Origin of the sequence: Pseudomonas sp. NBRC 100443, from assembly GCF_030268185.1 — a bacterium.
Lineage (GTDB): Bacteria > Pseudomonadota > Gammaproteobacteria > Pseudomonadales > Pseudomonadaceae > Pseudomonas > Pseudomonas citronellolis.
The window spans coordinates 93509-115783 of sequence record NZ_BSQE01000023.1; the positions used below are offsets into that span (position 1 = coordinate 93509).

The window sequence follows — 22275 nt, forward strand, 5'->3', positions numbered from 1 at the left end:
ATGACCACACTCAACTCCCAGCAGCCGCCCCTGCCGCTGCTGCGCACCAAGCTGTTCCCGCCGCGCACCGACGGCGCCCTGCTGTTGCCGCGGCGGGCGCTCATCGACCGCCTGTTCGCGGCGCGCCAGCAGCGCGCGCTGATCCTCAGCGCGCCGGCCGGCTTCGGCAAGAGCACCGTGCTCAGCCTGTTCCGCGAGCGCCTGCTGGCCAGCGGCGCGCTGGTGGCCTGGCTGTCCTGCGACGAGGGCGACAGCGAGCCGCAGCGCCTGCTGCAGTACCTGGTGGAGAGCATCCGCAGCGTCGTCCCCGGCTTCGGCGCCAACACCTCGAACCTGCTGCAGTCGGACATGACCCTGCCGCTGGAAGGGCTGCTGGATGCCTTCCTCGCCGACCTCAAGCGCATCGACGGGGCGCTCTACCTGTTCCTCGACGACTTCCACCAGATCCGCCACCCGGCCCTGCAACCGGGGGCGCGCTACCTGATCGAGCACCTGCCAGACAACGTGCGCCTGGTCACCAGCACCCGCTACCGCCCGCGCTTCCTGGTGGACGAGCCGGCGCTGGCGCCCTGGGCCTTCTGCCTCAACGGCGCCGACCTGCGCCTGACCCGCGAGGAGGCCGACACCTACCTGCTGGAGCTCAAGGGCCTGCAGCTGGACGACGCCGAGCTGGGCCTGTTGTACAAGCGCACCGAGGGCTGGATCACCGCGCTGCACCTGGCCGCCCTGGCGCTGGCCCGGCACAGCGATCGCGAGGGCTTCCTGCGCGGGCTGTCGGGCACCGAGCGGGACATCGCCGACTACCTCGCCGAGGATGTGCTGGCCAGTCTGCCGCCGGCGCTGCAGCAGTTCCTCGACCAGACCTCGGTGCTCGACGAGTTCTGCGCCGAGCTGTGCAACGCCCTGACCGGGCGCCGCGACGGCCTGGACATGCTCATGCGCCTGCAGAACGAGCAGCTGTTCATCATCCCCCTGGACGATACGCGCGAGTGGTTCCGCTACCACCACCTGTTCGCCGACTTCCTCCAGGGGCGCCTGGCCCGCAGCGCCGACCCCACGCCGCTGCTCAACGCCGCCGCGCGCTGGTGCGAAAGCCGCGACATGGCCGACCGCGCCGTGCGCTACGCCCTGCGCGCCCGCGACTACGCCTTCGCCGCCGACCTGCTGGAGCGCCAGGGCGCGCGGCTGATCGCCGGCAACCGGGTGTACAGCATCCTCGGCATGCTCGGCGGCATTCCCGCCGAGGTGATCCGCGAGCATCCGGTGTTCCAGATCTTCTACGCCTGGCAACTGGCCTTCGAACAGAAGTTCGCCGAGGCCGAGGCGCTCATCGAGGAACTCAGTGCCCGCCTGCTGATGGGCCAGGGCAAGGCGCGCAACTTCGGCCTGGCCGAGTTGCTGGCCGTGGCCCAGGTGCTCAAGGCCCTGGTGCTGCTGTACCAGGACAAGCTGGAGGCCAGCCTCAAGGTGTCGCGCCAGTGGCTGGCGCTGGTGCCGGCCAACCAGCCGGTGTTCCGCGCCAGCCTGGCCTGCATCCTGGCCGCGGCCCATGCGCTGCTGGGCGACTACGCCGAGGCCGCCGGCGCCATCGGCGTGGCCCGCGAGTGCCTGCGCATGGCCGACAGCGAGTACCTGCAGGTGGTGGCGAGCATGATCGAGGCGCTGATCTGCAAGGAGAGCGGCGAGCTGGAGCGCGGCCGGACCATCGCCGAGGGCGCGCGCAGCCGCGTCGAGCGCGTGTTCGGCCGGCGCAGCCGGGTGGGCGGGCCGCTGGCCCTGGCTTATGCCGACATCCTCTACGAGCAGGACCGCCATGCGGCCATCCTCGCCGAACTGCCGCTGGCCACCACCTGGCGCGATGTGGCCACGCCCATGGAGCTGATCAGCCGCGGCCAGTTGGTGATGGCCAAGGCGCGCTTCTTCGCCGGCGAGGCCGAACAGGGCCTGGCCCAGCTCGACGAATGGCTGGCCGGCCTGCAGTCGCCGGGCTACGAGCGCGTCTACGCGCTGGCCATGGGCTGCAAGGTGCAGCTGCTGCTGTGGCTGCGCCGGCCGAACGAGGCCGAGCGCGTCTGCCTGCAACTGGCCCGGCACCTGTCGGGGCTCTCCGCCGAGCGCTATGCCGATGCCCAGGCTGCGCTGGCCCTGGCCGAGGCGCGGGTGGCGCTGTCCGAGCGGCGCGCCGAGCGCGCCCAGCAGCGTCTGGAATCGGCGCTGGCGGCGAACGCCTCGCCCTATCTGCGCGACCGGCGGTTGCGTCTGGCCTTGTTACTTTCTGTGGCGTATTGGCAGAAAGGTAACAGCGAAAAGGCCTTCGCCCTGTTCGCGCCCACCCTGGAGGAAGCCTGGAACCAGGGCTACCGCCGGCTGTTCCAGGACGACGCCATCTGGCTGCTGCCGTTCTGGGACGCCTGGCGCGAGGCCGAGCCCAAGCGCGCCGCGGCCTGGCAGGGGGTGGCGGAACTGCTCCGCGAACAGTGCCGCAGGCTGTCCGTCGACCCAGCAGGTTTCGAGGAAAATCAAGATGTTAGCCACCGCGAGCGGGAAATCCTGCGGCTGGTGGCGGCCGGGCTTTCGAACCGCGACATCGCCCAGGCGGTGCATCTGTCGGAGGCCACCATCAAGTGGCACCTGCACAACCTGTTCGCCAAGCTGGGGGTGCGCAGCCGTACCCAGGCGGTACTCAAGGGCAAGAGCCTGGGGTTGCTCAGCGAAGCCTGAGGCGAACGACGTTTCCGGCTCCATCCCTTGGATGGGCTGGCAGGTGGGGGGTTGCCCAGTAGCTTGGGAAACAGGACGCGAAGCCTGGAGCTTCACGAATCCATGCCCGCGGCACCTAGGGAAGACGGCGCGGGTCTGGAGGGTCGGCTTGGCCGGCCAACCTGCAGCGGGGCAGGACGCCCCCTGCAGTGCCCTGGGGCAACCCACCTGAACACTGGAGAGAAACAAGAATGAAAAAAATCAAACAACTGGTTCTTGCAAGTGCTGTTCTGGCCGCTCCCTTCCTGGCCCATGCCGATCTGAAATCCATGGACGACAGCGCGCTCGCCGGCGTGACCGGCCAGGACGGCATCAGTATCGCCGGTGACTTCAAGGCGAGCATCGGGGCGGTGGTCTACACCGACAAGATCGACGACACCAAGTCCGGTTCCCTGCGCCTGGAGAACATCACCCTGACCGGCCCGGGCGGCACCGCCCTGAAGATCGACGATGCCAACCCGCTGACCGTCGACGTGGTCACCACCAAGATCGGCACCGCCGACACCCAGCAACTGGCCCTGGGCCTGCCGGGCATGACCGGCGACGTCTCGGTGGGCGCCATCAAGGTGGGCGACACCAGCGCCGCCAGCATCGGTTCGCTGACCGTTTCCAACCTGAACATGGCCGGTTCCCAGGTTCGCATCTGGGGCCACTGATCCATCGGTCGTGTGACGCGTATCCCCTTGCCGGCCCGTGCCGGCAAGGGTTCTTCCAGGAGAGAGGAGAGGGGATGTTCGAGATACTGCTGGGAAGCCTGCTCGGCCTGTTCGGTTTCACCCAGACGGTGGATACCCAACCGCAACCCCGGGGCACGGTGAACATCACCCAGCAGCTCACGCCCAACGGCCCCTTCCGCGAGGCCGTGCAACTCGAACCCATGAGCCAGGTGCAGTTCCGCAACGTCATCCGCCAGGCCTACGACTACAGCTGCGGCTCGGCGGCGCTGACCACCCTGCTGGACTACTACCTGGGCCGCGACCTGCAGGAACGCCAGGTGATGGAAGGCCTGCTCAAGTACGGCGAGGCCGACAAGATCGTCCAGCGCCGCGGCTTCTCGCTGCTGGACATGAAGCGCTACGCGGCCGCGCTGGGCTACAGGAGCGGTGGCTTCCGCGCCGAATTCTCCGACCTGGATTCGCTCGAGCACCCGGCGCTGGTGCCCATCCACTACGGTGGCTTCAAGCATTTCGTGGTGGTGCGCGACGTCTACAACGACCACGTCTTCGTTGCCGATCCTGCCCTGGGCAACATCAGTTTCACCCGCAGCCGCTTCGAGGCGATCTGGGACCAGAACGTGCTCTTCGTCATCTACCCGAGCGGCCAGGAGCCGAAGAACGCCCTGGCCCTGAAGGAGCAGGACCTGCGCCTGGTGGACGACCGTACCGTGAGCCTGCTGGCCTTCCGCGAGTTCCCGGAGATGAGCAAGTTCACCAGCAACCGGATGATCGAGGCCGCATCCAAAGGCGACGTGCAGTTCATACGCAGCAAGTGATCGACGTTTCATCCTTCCATAAGAACAAGACCAGGGGATTGCATCATGAGATTCAGGGGGTATGCGTGCGCCGCCATACTGGCCTTGCTGGCATCGGGCCCGGCGCCGGCCGAGGAAGGCTCGGTCGACCAGGCGCGTGACGCGCTGGCCAAGAAGGCCGACGACGCCGACAGCGCCAAGGCCCTGGAAGAGGTATTCCAGGCGGCGGAGAAGAGTTACACCCTGCTGAAGAAGGGCGAGCGGACCCTCACCTACGGCCTGGACTACTCGATGATGCGCGACACCCGCATCCAGCAGGTGCGCACCGGCGACAGCGTGTACAGCGTGCTGGCGACCAGCGAGGCGCAGCACACCTTCACCAACTCCTTCACCTTCGACTACGGCATCTGGGACAACCTGACCTTCAGCCTGCGCCTGCCCTTCGTGGCCAAGTACGACACCGAGAGCGACGTCCACGCCTACAGCCTCGGCGACATTTCCGCGACCCTGCGCTGGCAGCCCTGGGCAGCGATGCGCGGCCGCCCGGTCACCACCTTCTACGCCACCCTCGGGCTGCCCACCGGCGACAGCCCGTTCGACATGAACCCGGACAAGGACGTGTCCACCGGCAACGGCTACTACAGCCTCGGCGTGGGCGCGAACATGTCCTACGTGATCGATCCGGTCGTGCTCTACGGCTCGCTCGGCTACACCTACAACCTCAAGGTCGACAACATCCACCAGAACCAGTACGGCGAGGAGCTGAACAAGGTCACCCCGGGCGACACCCTGAACTTCGCCATGGGCATGGCCTACGCGCTGTCCTACGACGTGTCCCTGGCCACCTCCTACCAGATGGCCTACCAGATGAAGAGCCGCTACCACTTCGACACCCGCACGGTGGAGGCTCCCGAGCAGACCAGCGCGGTCATGAACTTCTCGCTCGGCCTGCGCACCTCGCCTGACTACATCGTCAACGTGAACGCCGGCTTCGGCTTGACTGAAGACTCACCGGATATCTTGCTGGGGGTTTCCCTGCCCCTGGATATCAAGGGCCTTAAGCCCGACTAAACGGCGAGCGGAGTTCCCATGACGAAGCGCATTTCGCCACTTCTGCTGGCGATGGCAGGGGCGGGGCTTGGCTGGATTCTGCCGGCCCAGGCCCAACTGGCCAACGACATCACCATCGGCAACCCCAAGGCGATGGCCCTGGGCAACGCGGTCACCGCCGATTCCACCGGCATCGACGCCGTGCACTACAACCCCGCGGCGCTGACCAAGCTCAAGGGCCGGCAGACCACGGTGAAGCTGGTCAGCGGGGTGATGGACATCCGCGCCGGCTTCCACGCGCCGCCGAACTACGGCGAGAGCACCTTCGGCGTGTCCGACGACCCGGTGGCCAACTCCCACAGCCGCACCATGACGCCGACCATGTACCTGCCGGGCCTGGGCGGCATGACCGACGTGCCCATGCTGGTGGCGCCGCTGGCGGGCCTGTCGATCAACCCGCCGGGCTCCAAGTTCACCTTCGCCACCAACGTCTACACGCCCCAGGCGTTGGGCTACTCGCGGGACTCGGACAGCGACCCGGGGCGCTACGACGGGCGCCGCGTGTCGCTGCAGCGGCTGACCTACTTCTCGCCCTCGGTGGGCTACCAGATGAACGACACGCTGTCGTTCGGCCTGTCCATCGGCTTCTCGCACCAGGCCATGGCCCTGGACACCGACTTCCGCAACCCCGGCCTGCTCACCGGCCTGCTGCAGACCCTCCACGACACCACCTGCGTGCCCGGCGCGCAGGAGATCGTCGAGCTGGTGTTCAACGTCTGCGGCGGGCGCATCGGCCCCTACGACACCCTGGCCAACCTCAAGCTGGACATGCAGCAGACCCTCTCGCCCAGCTACAACCTGGGCGTGCTCTGGGAGCCCACCGACTGGTTCGCCTGGGGCGCGGTGTACCAGAGCGAGTCGCGCATGAAGCTCAAGGGCAAGTACCGGGTGGACTACACCAAGGACTGGCAGGGTTTCTGGTCGGGCCTGCAGAACTCGGTGTTCGGCGCCTTCCTCAGCCCGCTGTTCCCCTACGGCAACGCCGAGGAGGAGCACGGCGTGGCGACGCTGAAGATGACCAACCCGGACAACTTCTCCACCGGCATCAAGCTGCGCCCGTTCGATAATTGGCAGTTCAACTTCGACCTGAAGTGGAGCGGCTACAGCGACTGGAACAACCTGGAGATCGAGTTCGACAGGGAACTGGACCTGCTGCGCATCGCCAAGAACTTCGCCCCCAACGGCGCCACCGACCACAGCATCATCCTCGACCGTGGCTACCGCGACACCTGGAGCTACGCCATGGGCGTGCAGTACGACGTCAACGACCGCCTGCAGCTGCGCGCCGGCTACGAGTACCGGCCCTCGGCGATCCCCAAGAGCAAGGCCGACGCCCTGGTGCCCATCGGCGACGCCGACCTCTACGGCCTGGGCCTGGGCTACCGCTGGGACAAGGACACCAACATCGACCTGGGCTTCAACTACTTCGTCTCCAAGCAGAGCATCAAGTCCGGGCAGAGCTGCAACCTGACCTGCACCGGCATCGACAACCTGGTCTACAACCCCTATGCCGGCATGGATGTACATACCACGGTGAAGGCCTATATCTTCGCCCTGACCTACAACACCACCTTCTGAGGAGCGGCCCGATGCAGCGTTCCCGCCACCTGTTCCTCTGCCTGCTGGCCACGGCGGCCGCGCCGCTGCCGGCGCTGGCCGACGCCGGGCGCTACCTGTCGTGGATCGACGACAGCGGCCAGGTGCACAACACCTTCGTCGACGCCGGCTACGGCCAGCAGCAGCGCCAGGCGGCCAGGCGCATCGACCAGAGCGACCGCGCCCGCCTGCGCGACGACGGCGGCACCCTCTGGCCCGGCAGCGCGCCGGCGGGGGAGAGCAAGCGCCGCTACTTCACCTGGGTGGACGGCCAGGGCAACCTGCAGAACAGCTTCTATGCCGGCAACCAGGTGCCCGCCGGGCGTGGCGACTACGTGCTGCCCAACGGCGACCACTCCTCCGAGTACATCGACGCTGAGGCCTACGAGGACAAGGGCTTCGTCCGTAGCGAGAACGGCAACCCGTACTACACCTGGGTCGACGAGCAGGGCCGCATGCACAACTCGCCGATCACCGCCCAGGACCGCGCCGACGGCATCCGCCGCAACCAGATCGCCTTCACCGAGGGCCGTGAAGTGCAATTCAAACAGCGCCCACAGGCCCTGCCGGGGCTGGACGGCAGCGGCGAGCAGAGCGACGCCATGAAGGCCCTGCTCAAGGGCAGCGGCAAGACCCTTAACGATCTCTACCAGGACCTGCAAAGGCGCTGCTGCGAGCAGATCGCCGAGGGCGAGTTCACCGAGCTGAACGCCGACGAGCCGCGCTACGAGGAGCTCAACAAGTTCTCGCCGAGCTTCGACTTCCCCATGGGCAAGAGCTACTACGTGGCCATGAAGCTGCCGGCCTCGCAGCAGGTCTACGGCCTGCGCGTGCGCAGCTTCTCCAACCACCAGGTGGTCTACCCCTCGCTGCTGTTCCTCGACGAGCGCAAGCGCCCGACACGCCTGGTCAGCGACGCGGTCTACAAGCTCAACCCGGAAACCTGGTACCGCTACGCCTTCATCGAAGGCACGGTACCGGTGCGCGCCAACCAGGGCGAGCGCTACGTGCTGCTGCTGACCACCGACGAGGACCGCGCCCTGCAGACGCTGGACAACAAACCCTACAAGCGCCCGCTGGAAAACCTGGCGGTGAACGAGGAGGGGATGAAGGTGCGGCAGCATGCCGACCAGGGTGGGTTCGAGCTGGCGGTGGTGCGCTGAGCGTCACCGGATAGCCCGCTGCGGGCGGTTGGTCGATCGCGGACGGAGTCCGCTCCTACGCCCGTGCCTCCCTGAACCGTAGGATGGGTTGAGCTTGCGATACCCATGCTGCCGTGGTGATGGGTATCGCTTCGCTCAACACCATCCTACGAAAAGCCGTGCTTCCTGGAACCGTAGCGGATCTCATCCGCGAATCGCGCCGGAGGTTCCGGCTATCGCGGACAAGGTCCGCTTACGGGGAAACACCATGCCTCCCGGCGGATTGTAGGAGCGGGCCCTGCCCGCGATTTCGCGCGCAGGGCGCGCTCCTACAGGGAATGGTGTGGGTGGGGTGGTGTAGCGGACCTTGTCCGCGATTCGGACTTCCAGAGAAATAGCCGCGCGCACCGAAACGCCCCTTCAGAAGGCCGAGCGAAACCGGCGCTCAGGAGGTCATGCGACATGGATGTCGCGAGAGCCCCGATGGGCTACAGGCGGGAGGGGCCTGCCGGGTACGGTGCTCGGGCTTGGCTCCGCTCCCTCTCCCTAACCCTCTCCCTGAAGGGAGAGGGGACCGTTCGGAGTGCGTAGGTATTCCTGAGTCAGCCGGCAGCACCGAAGGTTTCCGGCTGAAACCATTCCTCCTCTCCGCACGGACAAGCCCCCTCTCCCTTCAGGGCGGGGCGCGCAGCTGAGGGTTGGGGAGAGGGGACGGACTTCGATATCGCTCTGGAGTCGAGCTTGACTCGGTTGTTCGCGAGCAAGCTCGCTCCTACGAAAAGCCCCCGACTCCGCCTCAGATCTCCCGCGTCGGCACATGCCCGAACAGCTTCTGCGAGAAACGCACCCGCTCCTCCGGTGTCTCCTGCACGCCCTTGGCCTGCAGCTCCACCAGGTGGGCCTCCACTGCCTGGGCGCGGCCGGTCAGGCCGCAGTCGTTGGCGATCTGGATGTTCAGCCCGGGGCGGGCGTTGAGTTCGAGGATCAGCGGGCCCTTGTCCTGGTCCAGCACCATGTCCACGCCGATGTAGCCCAGGCCGCACAGCTCGTAGCAGCCGGCGGCCAGCTTCATGAAGCCGTCCCAGTGCGGCAGCTGCACGCCGTCCACCGCGTTGGTGGTGTCCGGGTGCTTGGCGATCTTGCGGTTCAGCCAGGTGCCTTGCAGGGTGATGCCGGTGGCCAGGTCCACGCCCACGCCGATGGCGCCCTGGTGCAGGTTGGCCTTGCCGTTGGACTGGCGCGTCGGCAGGCGCAGCATGGCCATCACCGGGTAGCCCATGAGGACGATGATGCGGATGTCCGGCACGCCCTCGTAGCTGATGCTGCGGAAGATCTGGTCGGGGGTGACGCGGTACTCGATCAGCGCGCGGTCGCGGTGCCCGCCCAGGGAGTACAGGCCGGTGAGGATGCTGGAGAGCTGATACTCGATCTCCTCGCGGCTGATGATGCGCCCGGAGACGGTCTTGAAGTTGCCCTCGAAACGGTCGGCGATCACCAGGATGCCGTCGCCGCCGGCGCCCTGCGCCGGCTTGATGACGAAGTCGTTGCGCTCGCCGATGATGGAATCGAGCTTCTCGATTTCCTTCTCGGTGGAGATGATCCCGTACATCTCCGGCACGTGGATGCCGGCGGCGATGGCGCGTTCCTTGGTGATGATCTTGTCGTCGACGATCGGGTACAGGTGGCGCTTGTTGTACTTCAGCACGAAGTCCGCGTTGCGCCGGTTGATGCCCATGATGCCCTTGGCTTCCAGGGCTTTCCACCGCTTGATCAGGCCGAACATGGCTCAGTCCTTCAGGAAGGCTTTGAAGCGGAACAGCTCGGTCAGGCGGTAGCCGCGGTAGCGACCCATCGCCAGCATGAAGGCCACCAGGAGCAGCAGCACCGCCGGGAAGGTGAACACGAAGTACACCAGCTCCGGCACGCGCATCAGGATGTGCGCCAGGGCCGCGGCGAACAGGGTGCCCACCGCCGCCTTCATGGCGTGCGCGGCGCCGCGTTCTTCCCAGGTGATCGACAGGCGCTCGATGCTCATGGTCAGGATCACCATGGGGAACAGCGCCACCGAAAGGCCGCTCTCGAAGCCCAGGCGGTGGCTGAGCAGGCTGATGGCGGCGATCATCACCACCACGAAGGTCAGCACCACCGACAGCCGCGGCAGCATCTGCAGCTTCAGGTGCTCGAGGTAGGAGCGCAGCGACAGGCCCAGGGCGGTGATCACGGTGAACAGGCCGATGCCCCACTGCAGGCCGGTCTCGCGGAAGGCGAGGGCGATCAGCACCGGGGTGAAGGTGCCGAGGGTCTGGATGCCGATCAGGTTGCGCAGGACCAGGATCACCAGCACGCCGAAGGGGATCATGATCATGATCTGGAAGGTCTGCTGGGTGGACAGCGGCAGGCCGTACAGCGAGTAGTCGAGGAAGGACGCGTCGGTGTTCTCGTTGGTCAGCTTGGCCAGGCGGATGGCGTTCATCTCGCTGTTGTTCAGGCTGAAGCTGATCAGCGCTTTCTTGCCGCCTTCCACCGCCAGCAGCGGCTCGTCGCCCAGCCACCAGATCAGGCGGTCGGCGGGCAGGCCGCGCTCGCCGGTCTCGGGGTTGAAGTACAGCCAGTCCTTGCCGTTGTAGCTGCGCAGCCACAGCTCCGGGCTCTGCGCCTGGTTGGCCAGCAGGCGCAGGGTGTGCACGCGCTCCATGGGCACGTGGGCCTGGGCCAGCAGGGTCTCGACGATGTACGAGCGCTTCTCCAGGCTGGTGTCGCCGGCCAGCAGCAGCTTGACGTTGTCGTCGGCCAGGTTGTTGGCGCGCTTGATGGTTTCGCTGACGAAGGTCTCGATGTCCGCCGAGTGCTGGCGGATGGGCGCGATCAGCGCTTCGGCGGCGATCTTCTCCGGGCCTTCCAGGGGCGGGCTGTCACGGAAGATCGGGCCTTTTTCCTTGGGTTGCTCGCCGCTGAAGCGCTTGGTCAGCACCAGGCGGTAGTAGAGCGTCTGCTTGCCGTTGGCGCGGCGCGAGGACCAGGTCACCTTGCGGTTGCCGTCGGCGCGGTTGATGCTCACCCCGTAGTTGTTCGAGACGAAGCTCTCGTTGAGGCTGACGTAGCCCTGGGTCAGCGGCGGCACGAACATCTGCACCTTGACCGGGGTCTTCGGCGTGGCGAGGAATTCGACCTTGGCGTCGATGTTCCACAGGTCGTCGGTTTCCGCCTCGGTCATGGGGATGCCGAGGATGAAGATCTGGTAGGCGGTGATGGAAACGCCCAGGACCACCAGGATGGCGATCAGGATCTTCAGGTGCAGGTTGATGGAGCGCATGGGCTTTACTCGGCAGGTTTCGCAACGGGGCAACCGGGCTGGCCGGCGGCGTATTTCAGGCTGGGGTCGACCAGGGCGCCGAAGCGCTTGAGCGCGTCGGAGCCGATCAGCAGGGGATATTGGAATGCGCTGCGGTCGGTAAGGTTCACTTCGATGGTGCGGCGCAGCCTGCCCAGGCAGACGTCCAGCTCGATGACCGGACGCGCGGTGTAGGCCTTGCCCTCGTCGGGGTCGAAGTCGCCGTGGCGCCGCTTGATCTTGCTGATGCGCGCCAGCGGCCGCTCCAGCGGCTGGCTGTCGGCGGTGTCGGTGGCCAGGTAGAAGCGCACCCAGGTTTCGCCGTCGCGCTTGAAGCGCTTGATGTCGCGGGCGCTCAGGGAGGCGGTCTTGGCGCCGGTGTCGAGCTTGGCCGCCAGCACCTGGTCGAGCTGGCCGATGTGGGCGTATTCGATGAGCCCGTAGACGGTCTTGCCGGCGGCGCCGGCGGGGCCGCCGAAGGCCGCCAGGAAAATCAGGAGCAGCAGGGCTGTGGGCTTGAGTCTCATAAGTCCTGAGCGCTGGGGGCCGTAGGCCAGTGAACGGGTACATCCGGCAAACGCCACGGCCTGCGGGCGAGTCATCCTTGGCCGGGGCCTGGGCCCCCCAGGAGGGATGCGGGGCGCGATTCTAGCACGCAGGTGCCGTGTGACGACACCCGCCAGGCCCCGGCGGGCGGCAGCGTGAGTCGGTTCACAGGGCCGTGCGGGGCTACTTCAGGCGGCGCTCGACGCCTTTCTCCACCATGATCTTGGCGGCGATCTCCTCCACCGAGAAATGGGTGGAGTTGATGTAGGCGATGTTCTCGCGGCGGAACAGGTTCTCCACCTCGCGCACCTCGAACTCGCACTGGGCGAAGCTGGCGTAGCGGCTGTTGGGCTTGCGCTCGTTGCGGATGGCGGTGAGCCGGTCGGGGTCGATGGTCAGGCCGAACAGCTTGCCCTTGTAGGGCTTGAGGGCGTTGGGCAACTGCAGGCGCTCCATGTCCTCCTCGGTCAGCGGATAGTTCGCCGCACGAATGCCATATTGCATTGCCATATAGAGGCAGGTGGGCGTCTTGCCGCAGCGCGACACGCCGACCAGGATCAGGTCGGCCTTGTCGTAGTAGTGGGTGCGGGCGCCGTCGTCGTTGTCGAGGGCGAAGTTGACCGCGTCGATCCGCTCCATGTAGTGCGGATTGTGGCCGATGCTGTGGGATTTTCCGACGGAATACGACGAGTCCGCGGATAATTCCTGCTCCAGAGGGGACAAAAAGGTCGAGAAGATGTCGATCATGAAGCCGTTCGACTGGGCCAGGACCGCCCGGATCTCACGGTTGACGATGGTGTCGAAGATGATCGGGCGGGCGCCGTCCGCCTGCGCAGCCGCGTTGATTTGCTGTACCATGACGCGCGCTTTTTCTTCGGTGTCGATGTACGGTCGCGTCAGTTTGTGGAAATGGATGTTCTCGAACTGCGCAAGAAGACTCTGGCCGAGGGTTTCGGCGGTGATGCCGGTTCCGTCGGAAATGAAGAAAGCCGTACGTTTCATTGCGCTGCGGGCCTTAATGTAGGAAAGAATCCTGAGTATGATAGGCCGCGCTTTTGCAAGGCCTCCTGCCGGGGCATTGTCACTTATTTTTCTGGCCGCGGCCAGAAAGGGGCGGTGTCGCGGTGGCCCGTTTGAGCTTTTCCAACATTCAGTGGAGAGATCACCTTGGTAGAGTACGTAGTTTCCCTCGATAAGCTCGGCGTCCATGATGTCGAACGTGTGGGGGGCAAGAACGCATCCCTGGGCGAAATGATCAGCAACCTCGCCGGTGCTGGGGTTTCGGTTCCCGGTGGTTTCGCCACCACCGCCCAGGCCTACCGTGACTTCCTCGAGCAGAGTGGCCTGAACGACCGCATTCACGCCGCCCTGGACGCCCTCGATGTCGACGACGTCAACGCCCTGGCCAAGACCGGCGCGCAGATTCGCCAGTGGGTGATGGACGCCGAGTTCCCCGCCCAGCTGGACGCCGACATCCGCAAGGCCTTCGCCGAGATGGCCGGCGGCAACGACAACATGGCCGTGGCCGTGCGCTCCTCGGCCACCGCCGAAGACCTGCCGGACGCCTCTTTCGCCGGCCAGCAGGAGACCTTCCTGAACATCCGCGGCGTGGACAACGTGATCCGCGCGGCCAAGGAAGTCTTCGCCTCCCTGTTCAACGACCGTGCCATCGCCTACCGCGTGCACCAGGGCTTCGACCACAAGCTGGTCGCCCTGTCCGCCGGCGTGCAGCGCATGGTCCGCTCGGAAACCGGCACCGCCGGGGTGATGTTCACCCTGGACACCGAATCCGGCTTCCGTGACGTGGTGTTCATCACCGGCGCCTACGGCCTCGGCGAGACCGTGGTGCAGGGCGCGGTGAACCCCGACGAGTTCTACGTGCACAAGCCCACCCTGGAAGCCGGCCGCCCGGCGATCCTGCGCCGCAACCTGGGCAGCAAGGCGATCAAGATGATCTACGGCGACGAAGCCAAGGCCGGCAAGTCGGTCAAGGTGGTCGACGTGGAGAAGGCCGACCGCGCGCGCTTCGCCCTGTCCGACGCCGAGGTCACCGAGCTGGCCAAGCAGGCGCTGATCATCGAGAAGCACTACCAGCGGCCGATGGACATCGAATGGGCGAAGGACGGCGACGACGGCAAGCTGTACATCGTCCAAGCCCGCCCGGAAACCGTGAAGAGCCGTTCCAGCGCCACCGTGATGGAGCGCTACCTGCTCAAGGAGAAGGGCAAGGTCCTGGTGGAAGGCCGCGCCATCGGCCAGCGCATCGGCGCAGGCCCGGTGAAGGTCATCCACGACGTCTCCGAGATGGACAAGGTGCAGCCCGGCGACGTGCTGGTCTCCGACATGACCGACCCGGACTGGGAGCCGGTGATGAAGCGCGCCAGCGCCATCGTCACCAACCGCGGTGGGCGTACCTGCCACGCGGCGATCATCGCCCGTGAGCTGGGCATCCCGGCCGTGGTCGGCTGCGGCAACGCCACCGCCGTGCTGAAGGACGGCCAGCAGGTCACCGTGTCCTGCGCCGAAGGCGACACCGGCCTGATCTACGAAGGCCAGCTGGGCTTCGACGTGCGCCAGAACTCGGTCGACGCCATGCCCGAGCTGCCGTTCAAGATCATGATGAACGTCGGCAACCCGGACCGCGCCTTCGACTTCGCCCAACTGCCCAACGAGGGCGTGGGCCTGGCCCGCCTGGAATTCATCATCAACCGCATGATCGGCGTGCACCCCAAGGCGCTGCTGAACTTCGCCAGCCTGCCGGCCGACATCAAGGAAAGCGTCGAGAAGCGCATCGCCGGCTACGACGACCCGGTGGGCTTCTACGTCGAGAAGCTGGTCGAGGGCGTCAGCACCCTGGCCGCGGCCTTCTGGCCGAAGAAGGTCATCGTGCGCCTGTCGGACTTCAAGTCCAACGAGTACGCCAACCTGATCGGCGGCAAGCTCTACGAGCCGGAAGAAGAGAACCCGATGCTCGGCTTCCGTGGCGCCTCGCGCTACATCAGCGAATCCTTCCGCGACTGCTTCGAGCTGGAATGCCGGGCGATGAAGAAGGTCCGCAACGAGATGGGCCTGACCAACGTCGAGCTGATGGTGCCCTTCGTGCGCACCCTCGGCGAGGCTTCCCAGGTGGTCGAACTGCTGGCCACCAACGGCCTGAAGCGCGGCGAGAACGGCCTGAAGGTCATCATGATGTGCGAACTGCCGTCCAACGCCCTGCTGGCCGAGGAGTTCCTGGAGTTCTTCGATGGCTTCTCCATCGGCTCCAACGACCTGACCCAGCTGACCCTCGGCCTGGACCGCGACTCGGGCATCGTCGCGCACCTGTTCGACGAGCGTAACCCGGCGGTCAAGAAGCTGCTGGCCAACGCTATCCAGGCGTGCAACAAGGCCGGCAAGTACATCGGCATCTGCGGCCAGGGCCCCTCGGACCACCCGGACCTGGCCAAGTGGCTGATGGAGCAGGGCATCGAGAGCGTCTCGCTGAACCCCGACTCGGTGCTCGACACCTGGTTCTTCCTGGCCGAAGGCCAGGCCTGACGCCAACCGAACCTGCGGGTTCAGGAAGGGCGGGTGCTTGCACCCGCCCTTTTTCGTGCCAGCCCATCCAACGACATGCACAGCAGTAGCCGACTCTTTCCCGTGGCGCTCGTCAGCGCCGAACTGCGTGGCGACCTCACCGAGGACGTCTACCGCCTGAAACCCAACAACAGCCCGGACCCCAGCGTCGAGCTGGCGCTGACCCGCCTGGGCCTGCCGGGCCGCGAGCAGCGTGGCGTACCGGTGATCCTGGTGCACGGCAGCTTCTCCAACCGGCGCTTCTGGTACTCGCCCAAGGGCATCGGCCTGGGGCCGTACCTGGCGCGCGCCGGCTTCGACGTGTGGATACCGGAGATGCGCGGCCACGGCCTGTCGCCGCGCAACCTCGACTATTCGCGCAACAGCGTCGCCGCCTACGCGCGCTTCGACCTGCCGGCCATCGCCGCCTTCGTCGTCGAGCAGAGCGGCCAGGCGCCGCACTGGATCGGCCATTCCCTGGGCGGCATCAGCCTGGCGGCGACCCTCGGCGGCGGCTACCTGGCGCCGGAGCAGGTGGCCAGCGTGGCCCTGTTCGGCAGCCAGGTCAGCCGCGACTACTGGGCGCTGAAGCTGCCGCCGGTGGCCTGGAGCGGGCGCCTGCTGCTCAAGCGCATGGGCGTGATCCCCGGCCCGCGCCTGCGCCGCGGCCCGGAGGACGAGCCCATCGGCCTGGCCCTGGAGGCCTTGCGCTGGTACGGCCTGTTCGGCCGCTTCGGCGAACGCGACAACGACTGGTGGGGCGGCCTGGCCAAGGTGACGGCGCCGGTGCTGGCGGTCAGCGCCGAGGGCGACCGCCAGGACCCGCCCTGGGCCTGCCGCAAGCTGTTCGAACAGTTCGGCTCCGAGGTCCGTGAATACCTCTGCCTGGGGCGCCGGCAGGGCTTTTCGGAAAACTTCGGGCACGTCGAGATGCTGGTGAGCAAGAGCGCCCAGCGCGAGGTCTGGCCGCGGGTCCTGCACTGGCTGCAGCACCAGGCCCTGCCTCCCGGCAACCCGTAGGATTACAGGCTGCGCCGAGGTGCTTTTCGTAGGACAGCGGGCCCTGCCCGCGATTTCGCGCGCAGGGCGCGCTCCTACATGGTTACGGCATGGGTGGGGCAGCGTAGGAGCGGATCTTATCCGCGATCCGCGCCGGGACGTCCGGCTATCGCGGACAAGGTCCGCTCCTACGGGGGGAGGAATACCGTGCCATTCGGCGGGCTGTAGGAGCGGGCCCTGCCCGCGATTTCGCGCGCAGGGCGCGCTCCTACAGGGGAATGACGCGGGTGGGGCAGCGTGGGAGCGGATCTTATCCGCGATCCGCGCCGGGACGTCCGGTTATCGCGGACAAGGTCCGCTCCTACGGGGGAGGAATACCGTGCCATCCGGCGGGCTGTAGGAGCGGGCCCTGCCCGCGATTTCGCGCGCAGGGCGCGCTCCTACATTGGAATGGCGTGGGTGGGGCAGCGTAGGAGCGGATCTTATTCGCGATCCGCGCCGGGACGTCCGGTTATCGCGGACAAGGTCCGCTCCTACGGGGGGAGGAATACCGTGCCATCCGGCGGGCTGTAGGAGCGGGCCCTGCCCGCGATTTCGCGCGCAGGGGAATGGTGCAGGTGGGGCGGCGTAGGGCGAATAACCGTTCGCGGTTATCCGCCGATACACCGAGGCCATGGCCAACGCCCAGGTCAACCCTGGCGCCGCCGGCAATCAAGGCCAGGCGGCGGATAACGCCGTAGGCGTTATGCGCCCTACGCGTGCCTCCCGGCGAAAGGCGCCAAGCCGCGGAGCAGGGCGGCGGGCGTAGGCGGATGGCGTGACAGTCGCTAGACTGTGACGCCAAGCCGGGTTCCGGTCATTCCGGGCTTCATCGCCGCTCCGCCGGTCCGCCGCAGGTTCATCCCGACACTCCAAGGAGTCTCTCCATGCAATACGTCACCCCTGATCTGTGCGATGCCTATCCCGACCTGGTCCAGGTCGTCGAGCCCATGTTCAGCAACTTCGGCGGTCGCGACTCCTTCGGCGGCGAGATCGTCACCATCAAGTGCTTCGAGGACAACTCGCTGGTCAAGGAGCAGGTGGACAAGGACGGCAAGGGCAAGGTGCTGGTGGTCGACGGCGGCGGCTCGCTGCGCCGCGCGCTGCTGGGCGACATGCTGGCCGAGAAGGCGGCGAAGAACGGCTGGGAAGGCATCGTGGTCTACGGCTGCATCCGCGACGTCGATGTGATCGCGCAGACCGACCTGGGCGTGCAGGCTCTGGCCAGCCACCCGATGAAGACCGACAAGCGCGGCATCGGCGACCTCAACGTGGCCGTGACCTTCGGCGGCGTCACCTTCCGCCCGGGCGAGTTCGTCTACGCCGACAACAACGGCATCATCGTCTCCCCCCAGGCCCTGAAAATGCCCGAGTGAGCTGAACGCCGGGCGCCTTCGCCGGTCAATGACCGCACCTGCCGGCGGCGCCCGGCATCTCTGGCACTTCATGGAACAGGCGATGCAGCAATACGAAAGCGGCACCGAGCGTGGGCTGATCTACGGCTACGTCCTCGATGGCCACGGCGGTGGCCGGCAGATTTCCCGCAGCGAACTGCCGCTGCTGGACCTCAAGCCCGAGGAAAGCCTCTGGGTGCACTGGGACCGTGGTGTCCCCGAGGCGCAGTCCTGGCTGCGCGACTCCAGCGGGTTGAACGAATTCACCTGCGACCTGCTGCTGGAGGAGGCGACCCGCCCGCGCCTGCTGGACCTGGGCGCCGAGCGCCTGCTGCTGTTCCTGCGCGGGGTCAACCTCAACCCCGGCGCGGTGCCCGAGGACATGGTCTCGCTGCGAGTGTTCGCCGAGAAGCAGCGGGTGATCTCCCTGCGCCTGCGCCCGCTCAAGGCGGTGGCCGACCTGCGCCAGGACCTGGCCGCCGGGCGCGGCCCGAAGAACGCCTCGGAGCTGGTGCTGAGCCTGGCGCACTACCTCACCGACCGCATCGATACCCTGATCGGCGGCCTGGCCGACGAACTCGACGCCATGGAGGAGGCCATCGAGGAAGACGAGCGCAACGTGCCCGACCAGGCCGAGCTGCGCGCCCTGCGCCGGCGCTCCGCGGGCCTGCGGCGCTACCTGGCGCCGCAGCGCGACATCTACTCGCAGCTCACGCGGATCAAGCTGTCCTGGACGCTGGGCGACGACGCCGACTACTGGAACGAGCTGTACAATCGCCTGACGCGCAACCTCGAGGAACTGGAGCTGGTGCGCGAGCGCATCTCGCTGATCCAGGAGGCCGAGCACCGGCGGATCACCGAGCGGATGAACAAGACCATGTACATTCTTGGTATCATCACCGGCTTTTTCCTGCCCATGAGTTTCGTGGCCGGGCTTCTGGGCATCAACGTAGGCGGGATTCCGGGCTCCAGCGCGCCGCACGGCTTCGCCATGGCCTGCCTGCTGATGGCCGTGATCGCCGCGACCCAGTGGTGGATCTTCCGCCGCCTGCGCTGGCTCTGATGTGACTTGTGGGGGTGTGGCTGCGTCAAGGCAGCACACGAAGGAGAGCTGTGCATGCACGATCCGTTCGAAGAATCCCTGCGCAACCTGCTGCGCATGCCGGACCAGGAGCCGGAGGAAGACGCGCGCCTGGGTCGCGTGCTGAAGACCGCCAACCGCCAGGTTGGCGCCGGCGACCTGTTCAGCCTCATGGGCCACTGGCTGCAAGCCCTGAGCCTGGGCGTGAGCCGCGGCGCCGCCCACCTTGCGCCGGTGTCCCGGCGCCCGCAGAATTCCGCCCCTTCCGCTGACAAGGCCGACTGAAGATGCAATTCGATATCTGGACGCAAAGCCTGCTCACCGCCATGAACACCCTGTGGGGCAAGCTCGCCGGGTTCATCCCGAACCTGCTCGGCGCCCTGGTGGTGGTGCTGCTGGGCTTCGTCGTGGCCAAGCTGCTCGACGCCCTGCTGTCCAAGCTGCTGGCCAAGCTCGGCCTGGACCGCCTGATGGGCGGCACCGGCCTGACCAAGCTGATGGCCCGCATCGGCATCCAGGTGCCGGTCTCGACCCTGGTGGGCAAGATCGTCTACTGGTTCGTGCTGCTGGTGTTCCTGGTCTCCGCCGCCGAATCCCTGGGCCTGCAGCGCGTCTCCGCCACCCTCGACGTGCTCGCCCTGTACCTGCCCAAGGTGTTCGGCGCGGCCCTGGTGCTGATCGTCGGCGTGCTCCTGGCGCAACTGCTCAACAGCGTGGTGCGCGGCGCCGCCGAGGGCGTCGGCCTGGAATACGCCGGCGGCCTGGGGCGCGTGGCCCAGTGGCTGGTGATCATCATCAGCATCTCGGTGGCCGTCGGCCAGCTCGAGGTCAAGACCGACCTGCTCAACTACATCATCGCCATCGTGCTGATCACCGTCGGCCTCGCCGCTGCCCTGGCCCTGGGCCTGGGCAGCCGGGAGATCGCCGGGCAGATCATCGCCGGCATCTACGTGCGCGAGCTGTACCAGGTCGGGCAAGAGGTGAAAGTGGACGATGTCGAAGGCATCATCGAAGAAATCGGCACCATCAAGACTATTCTGATGACCGATGAGGGCGAGTTGGTGTCCATTGCCAACCGCGTGCTCCTCGAGCGCCGTGTGACCAGCCGCTGAGATGATCCCGTGCAACGCCGACGCCGCTTCGCGTAAGCCGCGTCGGCGGCCGACATGACCTGGCCCGAACCCGACTTGAACAAGCCGCAACCATTGTCCCAGCGCTACGACCCGCGCCAGCTGACCGACGAGGAGCTGGTGGAGCGCGCCCATGACGAGCTGTTCCACGTCACCCGGGCGTACGAGGAGCTGATGCGCCGATACCAGCGCACGCTGTTCAACGTCTGCGCGCGCTATCTGGGCAACGATCGGGATGCCGACGACGTGTGCCAGGAAGTGATGCTCAAGGTGCTGTATGGATTGAAGAACTTCGAGGGCAAATCGAAGTTCAAAACTTGGTTGTACAGCATCACTTACAACGAGTGCATAACCCAATATCGCAAGGAAAGACGAAAGCGCCGGCTGCTCGATGCGCTGAGCCTGGACCCGCTCGAGGAGGCTTCCGAGGAGAAGGCGCCGAAGGTCGAGGAGCGAGGCGGCCTGGACCGATGGCTGGTACATGTCAATCCCATCGATCGGGAAATTCTGGTGCTACGATTTGTCGCAGAGCTTGAATTCCAGGAGATCGCCGACATCATGCACATGGGCCTGAGTGCGACCAAGATGCGATACAAGCGTGCACTGGATCGGCTGCGCGAAAAGTTTTCGGGCATATCCGAAACATAGTTGGGTAAATGTTGTCTCTCTAATTCGCAAGTTCTGATAAACTTGCCCGCAAGTTGTATGGCCTGCCTTTTGTCGGCGGTCATCGGCTTACTGACCACCAAGATGGGGATTTAACGGATGAAACTGAAGAACACCCTGGGCGTCGTGATCGGCTCCATGATCGCTGCTTCCGCCGTGAATGCTTTCGCTCAAGGCCAAGGCGCAGTCGAAGCCGAAGCCTTCGGCAAGCGCTACTTCACTGACAGCACCCGCAACATGAAGAACGGGGACCTCTACGGCGGTTCCGTCGGCTACTTCCTGACCGACGACGTCGAGCTGGCGCTCTCCTACGGTGAATACCACGACATTCGTGGCACCTACGAGTCCGGCAACAAGAAGGTCCATGGCAACCTGGCTTCCCTGGATGCCATCTACCACTTCGGTACCCCGGGTGTCGGCCTGCGTCCGTACGTTTCCGCCGGCATCGGTCACCAGAGCCTGACCAACGTCAACAGCGAGAACGGCGGCCGTCAGAACCTGACCATGGCCAACATCGGCGCCGGCCTGAAGTACTACTTCACCGAGAACTTCTTCGCCAAGGCCAGCCTCGACGGCCAGTACGGCCTGGAGAAGCGTGACAACGGTCACCAGGGCGAGTGGATGGCTGGCGTCGGCGTCGGCATGAACTTCGGTGGCGGCGCCAAGCCGGCCCCGGCTCCGGAGCCGGTCGCTGAAGTCTGCTCCGACGAAGACCACGACGGCGTCTGCGACAACGTCGACAAGTGCCCGAACACCCCGGCCAACGTCACCGTTGACGCCAACGGCTGCCCGGCCGTCGCTGAAGTCGTCCGCGTCCAGCTGGACGTCAAGTTCGACTTCGACAAGTCCAAGGTCAAAGAGAACAGCTACGCTGACATCAAGAACCTGGCTGACTTCATGAAGCAGTACCCGTCCACCTCCACCACCGTTGAAGGCCACACCGACTCCGTCGGCACCGACGCCTACAACCAGAAACTGTCCGAGCGTCGCGCCAACGCCGTTCGTGACGTGCTGGTCAACGAGTACGGTGTGGAAGGCGGCCGCGTGAACGCCGTGGGTTATGGTGAGAGCCGTCCGGTTGCTGACAACAGCACCGCTGAAGGCCGCGCCGTCAACCGTCGCGTAGAAGCCGAAGTGGAAGCCCAGGCCAAGCAGCAGTAATTGGTCTGAGTTCCAGGAAAAACCCGGCTTCGGCCGGGTTTTTCTTTGCCTGCGAAAAAGTCTGTTCAGGTGCTTGGGAGAGGGCTTCGTTTGTGGTTCTTGGCTCTGTGCTCCCATCTCCCCATCGTCATTCCCGCGTTCGCGCACTACTGTCCGGAATATTTTCAAGGGGGCGTCTGGAGGGCTTGCGGGGGCTGAAGGCACGGGTTAAACCGTTGAGCGCCAACTCAACCTCACAGCCCCCGCAAGATGTTCAGGATAAGCCGTTTTCACGATGTACTAAAAGCGCTGCCT

The 22275-nt window shown here is 66.0% G+C and carries 18 protein-coding genes; 14 read left to right on the forward strand and 4 right to left on the reverse strand.

Features of this window, described 5'->3' with window-relative positions; all coding sequences use genetic code 11:
• The 6 genes from QSJ95_RS25765 to QSJ95_RS25790 all read left to right on the forward strand — a co-directional run bounded on the left by QSJ95_RS25765 (position 1) and on the right by QSJ95_RS25790 (position 8100).
• On the forward strand, positions 1 to 2721 hold the full coding sequence (locus tag QSJ95_RS25765; protein ID WP_074986047.1) for a helix-turn-helix transcriptional regulator: 2721 nt from the start codon (positions 1 to 3) through the stop codon (positions 2719 to 2721).
• 230 nt (positions 2722 to 2951) lie between these two features.
• Complete coding sequence (locus QSJ95_RS25770; RefSeq protein WP_009618705.1) at positions 2952 to 3416, forward strand: DUF6160 family protein; 465 nt, start codon at positions 2952 to 2954, stop codon at positions 3414 to 3416.
• Between the two features lie 74 nt (positions 3417 to 3490).
• Positions 3491 to 4252, forward strand: coding sequence for a C39 family peptidase (locus QSJ95_RS25775; protein WP_009618706.1), 762 nt, complete (start codon positions 3491 to 3493; stop codon positions 4250 to 4252).
• 45 nt (positions 4253 to 4297) lie between these two features.
• Entirely contained in the window at positions 4298 to 5302 is a 1005-nt protein-coding gene (locus QSJ95_RS25780; RefSeq protein ID WP_009618707.1) for a transporter, read from the forward strand.
• 18 nt (positions 5303 to 5320) lie between these two features.
• Positions 5321 to 6919: an outer membrane protein transport protein gene (locus QSJ95_RS25785; RefSeq protein WP_285646295.1), complete on the forward strand. Its 1599-nt coding sequence runs from the start codon at positions 5321 to 5323 to the stop codon at positions 6917 to 6919.
• Positions 6920 to 6930: 11 nt separating this feature from the next.
• The gene (locus QSJ95_RS25790) at positions 6931 to 8100 is read left to right on the forward strand and encodes a MalM family protein (protein ID WP_074986043.1); all 1170 of its coding nucleotides are present in this window, start codon (positions 6931 to 6933) and stop codon (positions 8098 to 8100) included.
• A 775-nt stretch (positions 8101 to 8875) separates the two neighbouring features.
• Here QSJ95_RS25790 and QSJ95_RS25795 read toward each other — a convergent pair.
• The 4 genes from QSJ95_RS25795 to ppsR form a co-directional block, all read right to left on the reverse strand.
• Positions 8876 to 9862, reverse strand: coding sequence for an alpha-L-glutamate ligase-like protein (locus QSJ95_RS25795; protein WP_009618710.1), 987 nt, complete (start codon positions 9860 to 9862; stop codon positions 8876 to 8878).
• Positions 9863 to 9865: 3 nt separating this feature from the next.
• Positions 9866 to 11392, reverse strand: coding sequence for an osmotic stress tolerance membrane protein RloB (rloB, locus tag QSJ95_RS25800; protein WP_058070251.1), 1527 nt, complete (start codon positions 11390 to 11392; stop codon positions 9866 to 9868).
• Positions 11393 to 11397: 5 nt separating this feature from the next.
• Positions 11398 to 11937, reverse strand: coding sequence for a retropepsin-like aspartic peptidase RloA (rloA, locus tag QSJ95_RS25805; RefSeq protein ID WP_043272133.1), 540 nt, complete (start codon positions 11935 to 11937; stop codon positions 11398 to 11400).
• A gap of 202 nt (positions 11938 to 12139) precedes the next feature.
• Complete coding sequence (gene ppsR, locus QSJ95_RS25810) at positions 12140 to 12958, reverse strand: posphoenolpyruvate synthetase regulatory kinase/phosphorylase PpsR (RefSeq protein WP_009618715.1); 819 nt, start codon at positions 12956 to 12958, stop codon at positions 12140 to 12142.
• 165 nt (positions 12959 to 13123) lie between these two features.
• On the opposite strand from ppsR, the gene ppsA reads away from it, so the two are divergent.
• The 8 genes from ppsA (at position 13124) to QSJ95_RS25850 (ending at position 21981) form a co-directional block, all read left to right on the forward strand.
• The gene (gene ppsA, locus QSJ95_RS25815; protein ID WP_009618717.1) at positions 13124 to 15493 is read left to right on the forward strand and encodes a phosphoenolpyruvate synthase; all 2370 of its coding nucleotides are present in this window, start codon (positions 13124 to 13126) and stop codon (positions 15491 to 15493) included.
• Between the two features lie 75 nt (positions 15494 to 15568).
• Complete coding sequence (locus tag QSJ95_RS25820) at positions 15569 to 16531, forward strand: alpha/beta fold hydrolase (RefSeq protein WP_285646307.1); 963 nt, start codon at positions 15569 to 15571, stop codon at positions 16529 to 16531.
• Positions 16532 to 17436: 905 nt separating this feature from the next.
• Positions 17437 to 17925, forward strand: coding sequence for a ribonuclease E activity regulator RraA (rraA, locus tag QSJ95_RS25825; RefSeq protein WP_009618721.1), 489 nt, complete (start codon positions 17437 to 17439; stop codon positions 17923 to 17925).
• A gap of 82 nt (positions 17926 to 18007) precedes the next feature.
• A complete protein-coding gene (gene cmaX / locus QSJ95_RS25830; RefSeq protein WP_009618723.1) occupies positions 18008 to 19006 on the forward strand; it encodes a divalent cation transporter CmaX in 999 nt (332 codons plus the stop codon).
• A gap of 54 nt (positions 19007 to 19060) precedes the next feature.
• On the forward strand, positions 19061 to 19309 hold the full coding sequence (locus QSJ95_RS25835) for a hypothetical protein (protein ID WP_009618725.1): 249 nt from the start codon (positions 19061 to 19063) through the stop codon (positions 19307 to 19309).
• 2 nt (positions 19310 to 19311) lie between these two features.
• Positions 19312 to 20136: a mechanosensitive ion channel family protein gene (locus QSJ95_RS25840; RefSeq protein ID WP_009618727.1), complete on the forward strand. Its 825-nt coding sequence runs from the start codon at positions 19312 to 19314 to the stop codon at positions 20134 to 20136.
• A 75-nt stretch (positions 20137 to 20211) separates the two neighbouring features.
• Entirely contained in the window at positions 20212 to 20802 is a 591-nt protein-coding gene (sigX, locus tag QSJ95_RS25845; protein WP_024128632.1) for an RNA polymerase sigma factor SigX, read from the forward strand.
• A gap of 117 nt (positions 20803 to 20919) precedes the next feature.
• Complete coding sequence (locus QSJ95_RS25850) at positions 20920 to 21981, forward strand: OmpA family protein (protein WP_009618731.1); 1062 nt, start codon at positions 20920 to 20922, stop codon at positions 21979 to 21981.
• Positions 21982 to 22275: the final 294 nt, after the last annotated feature.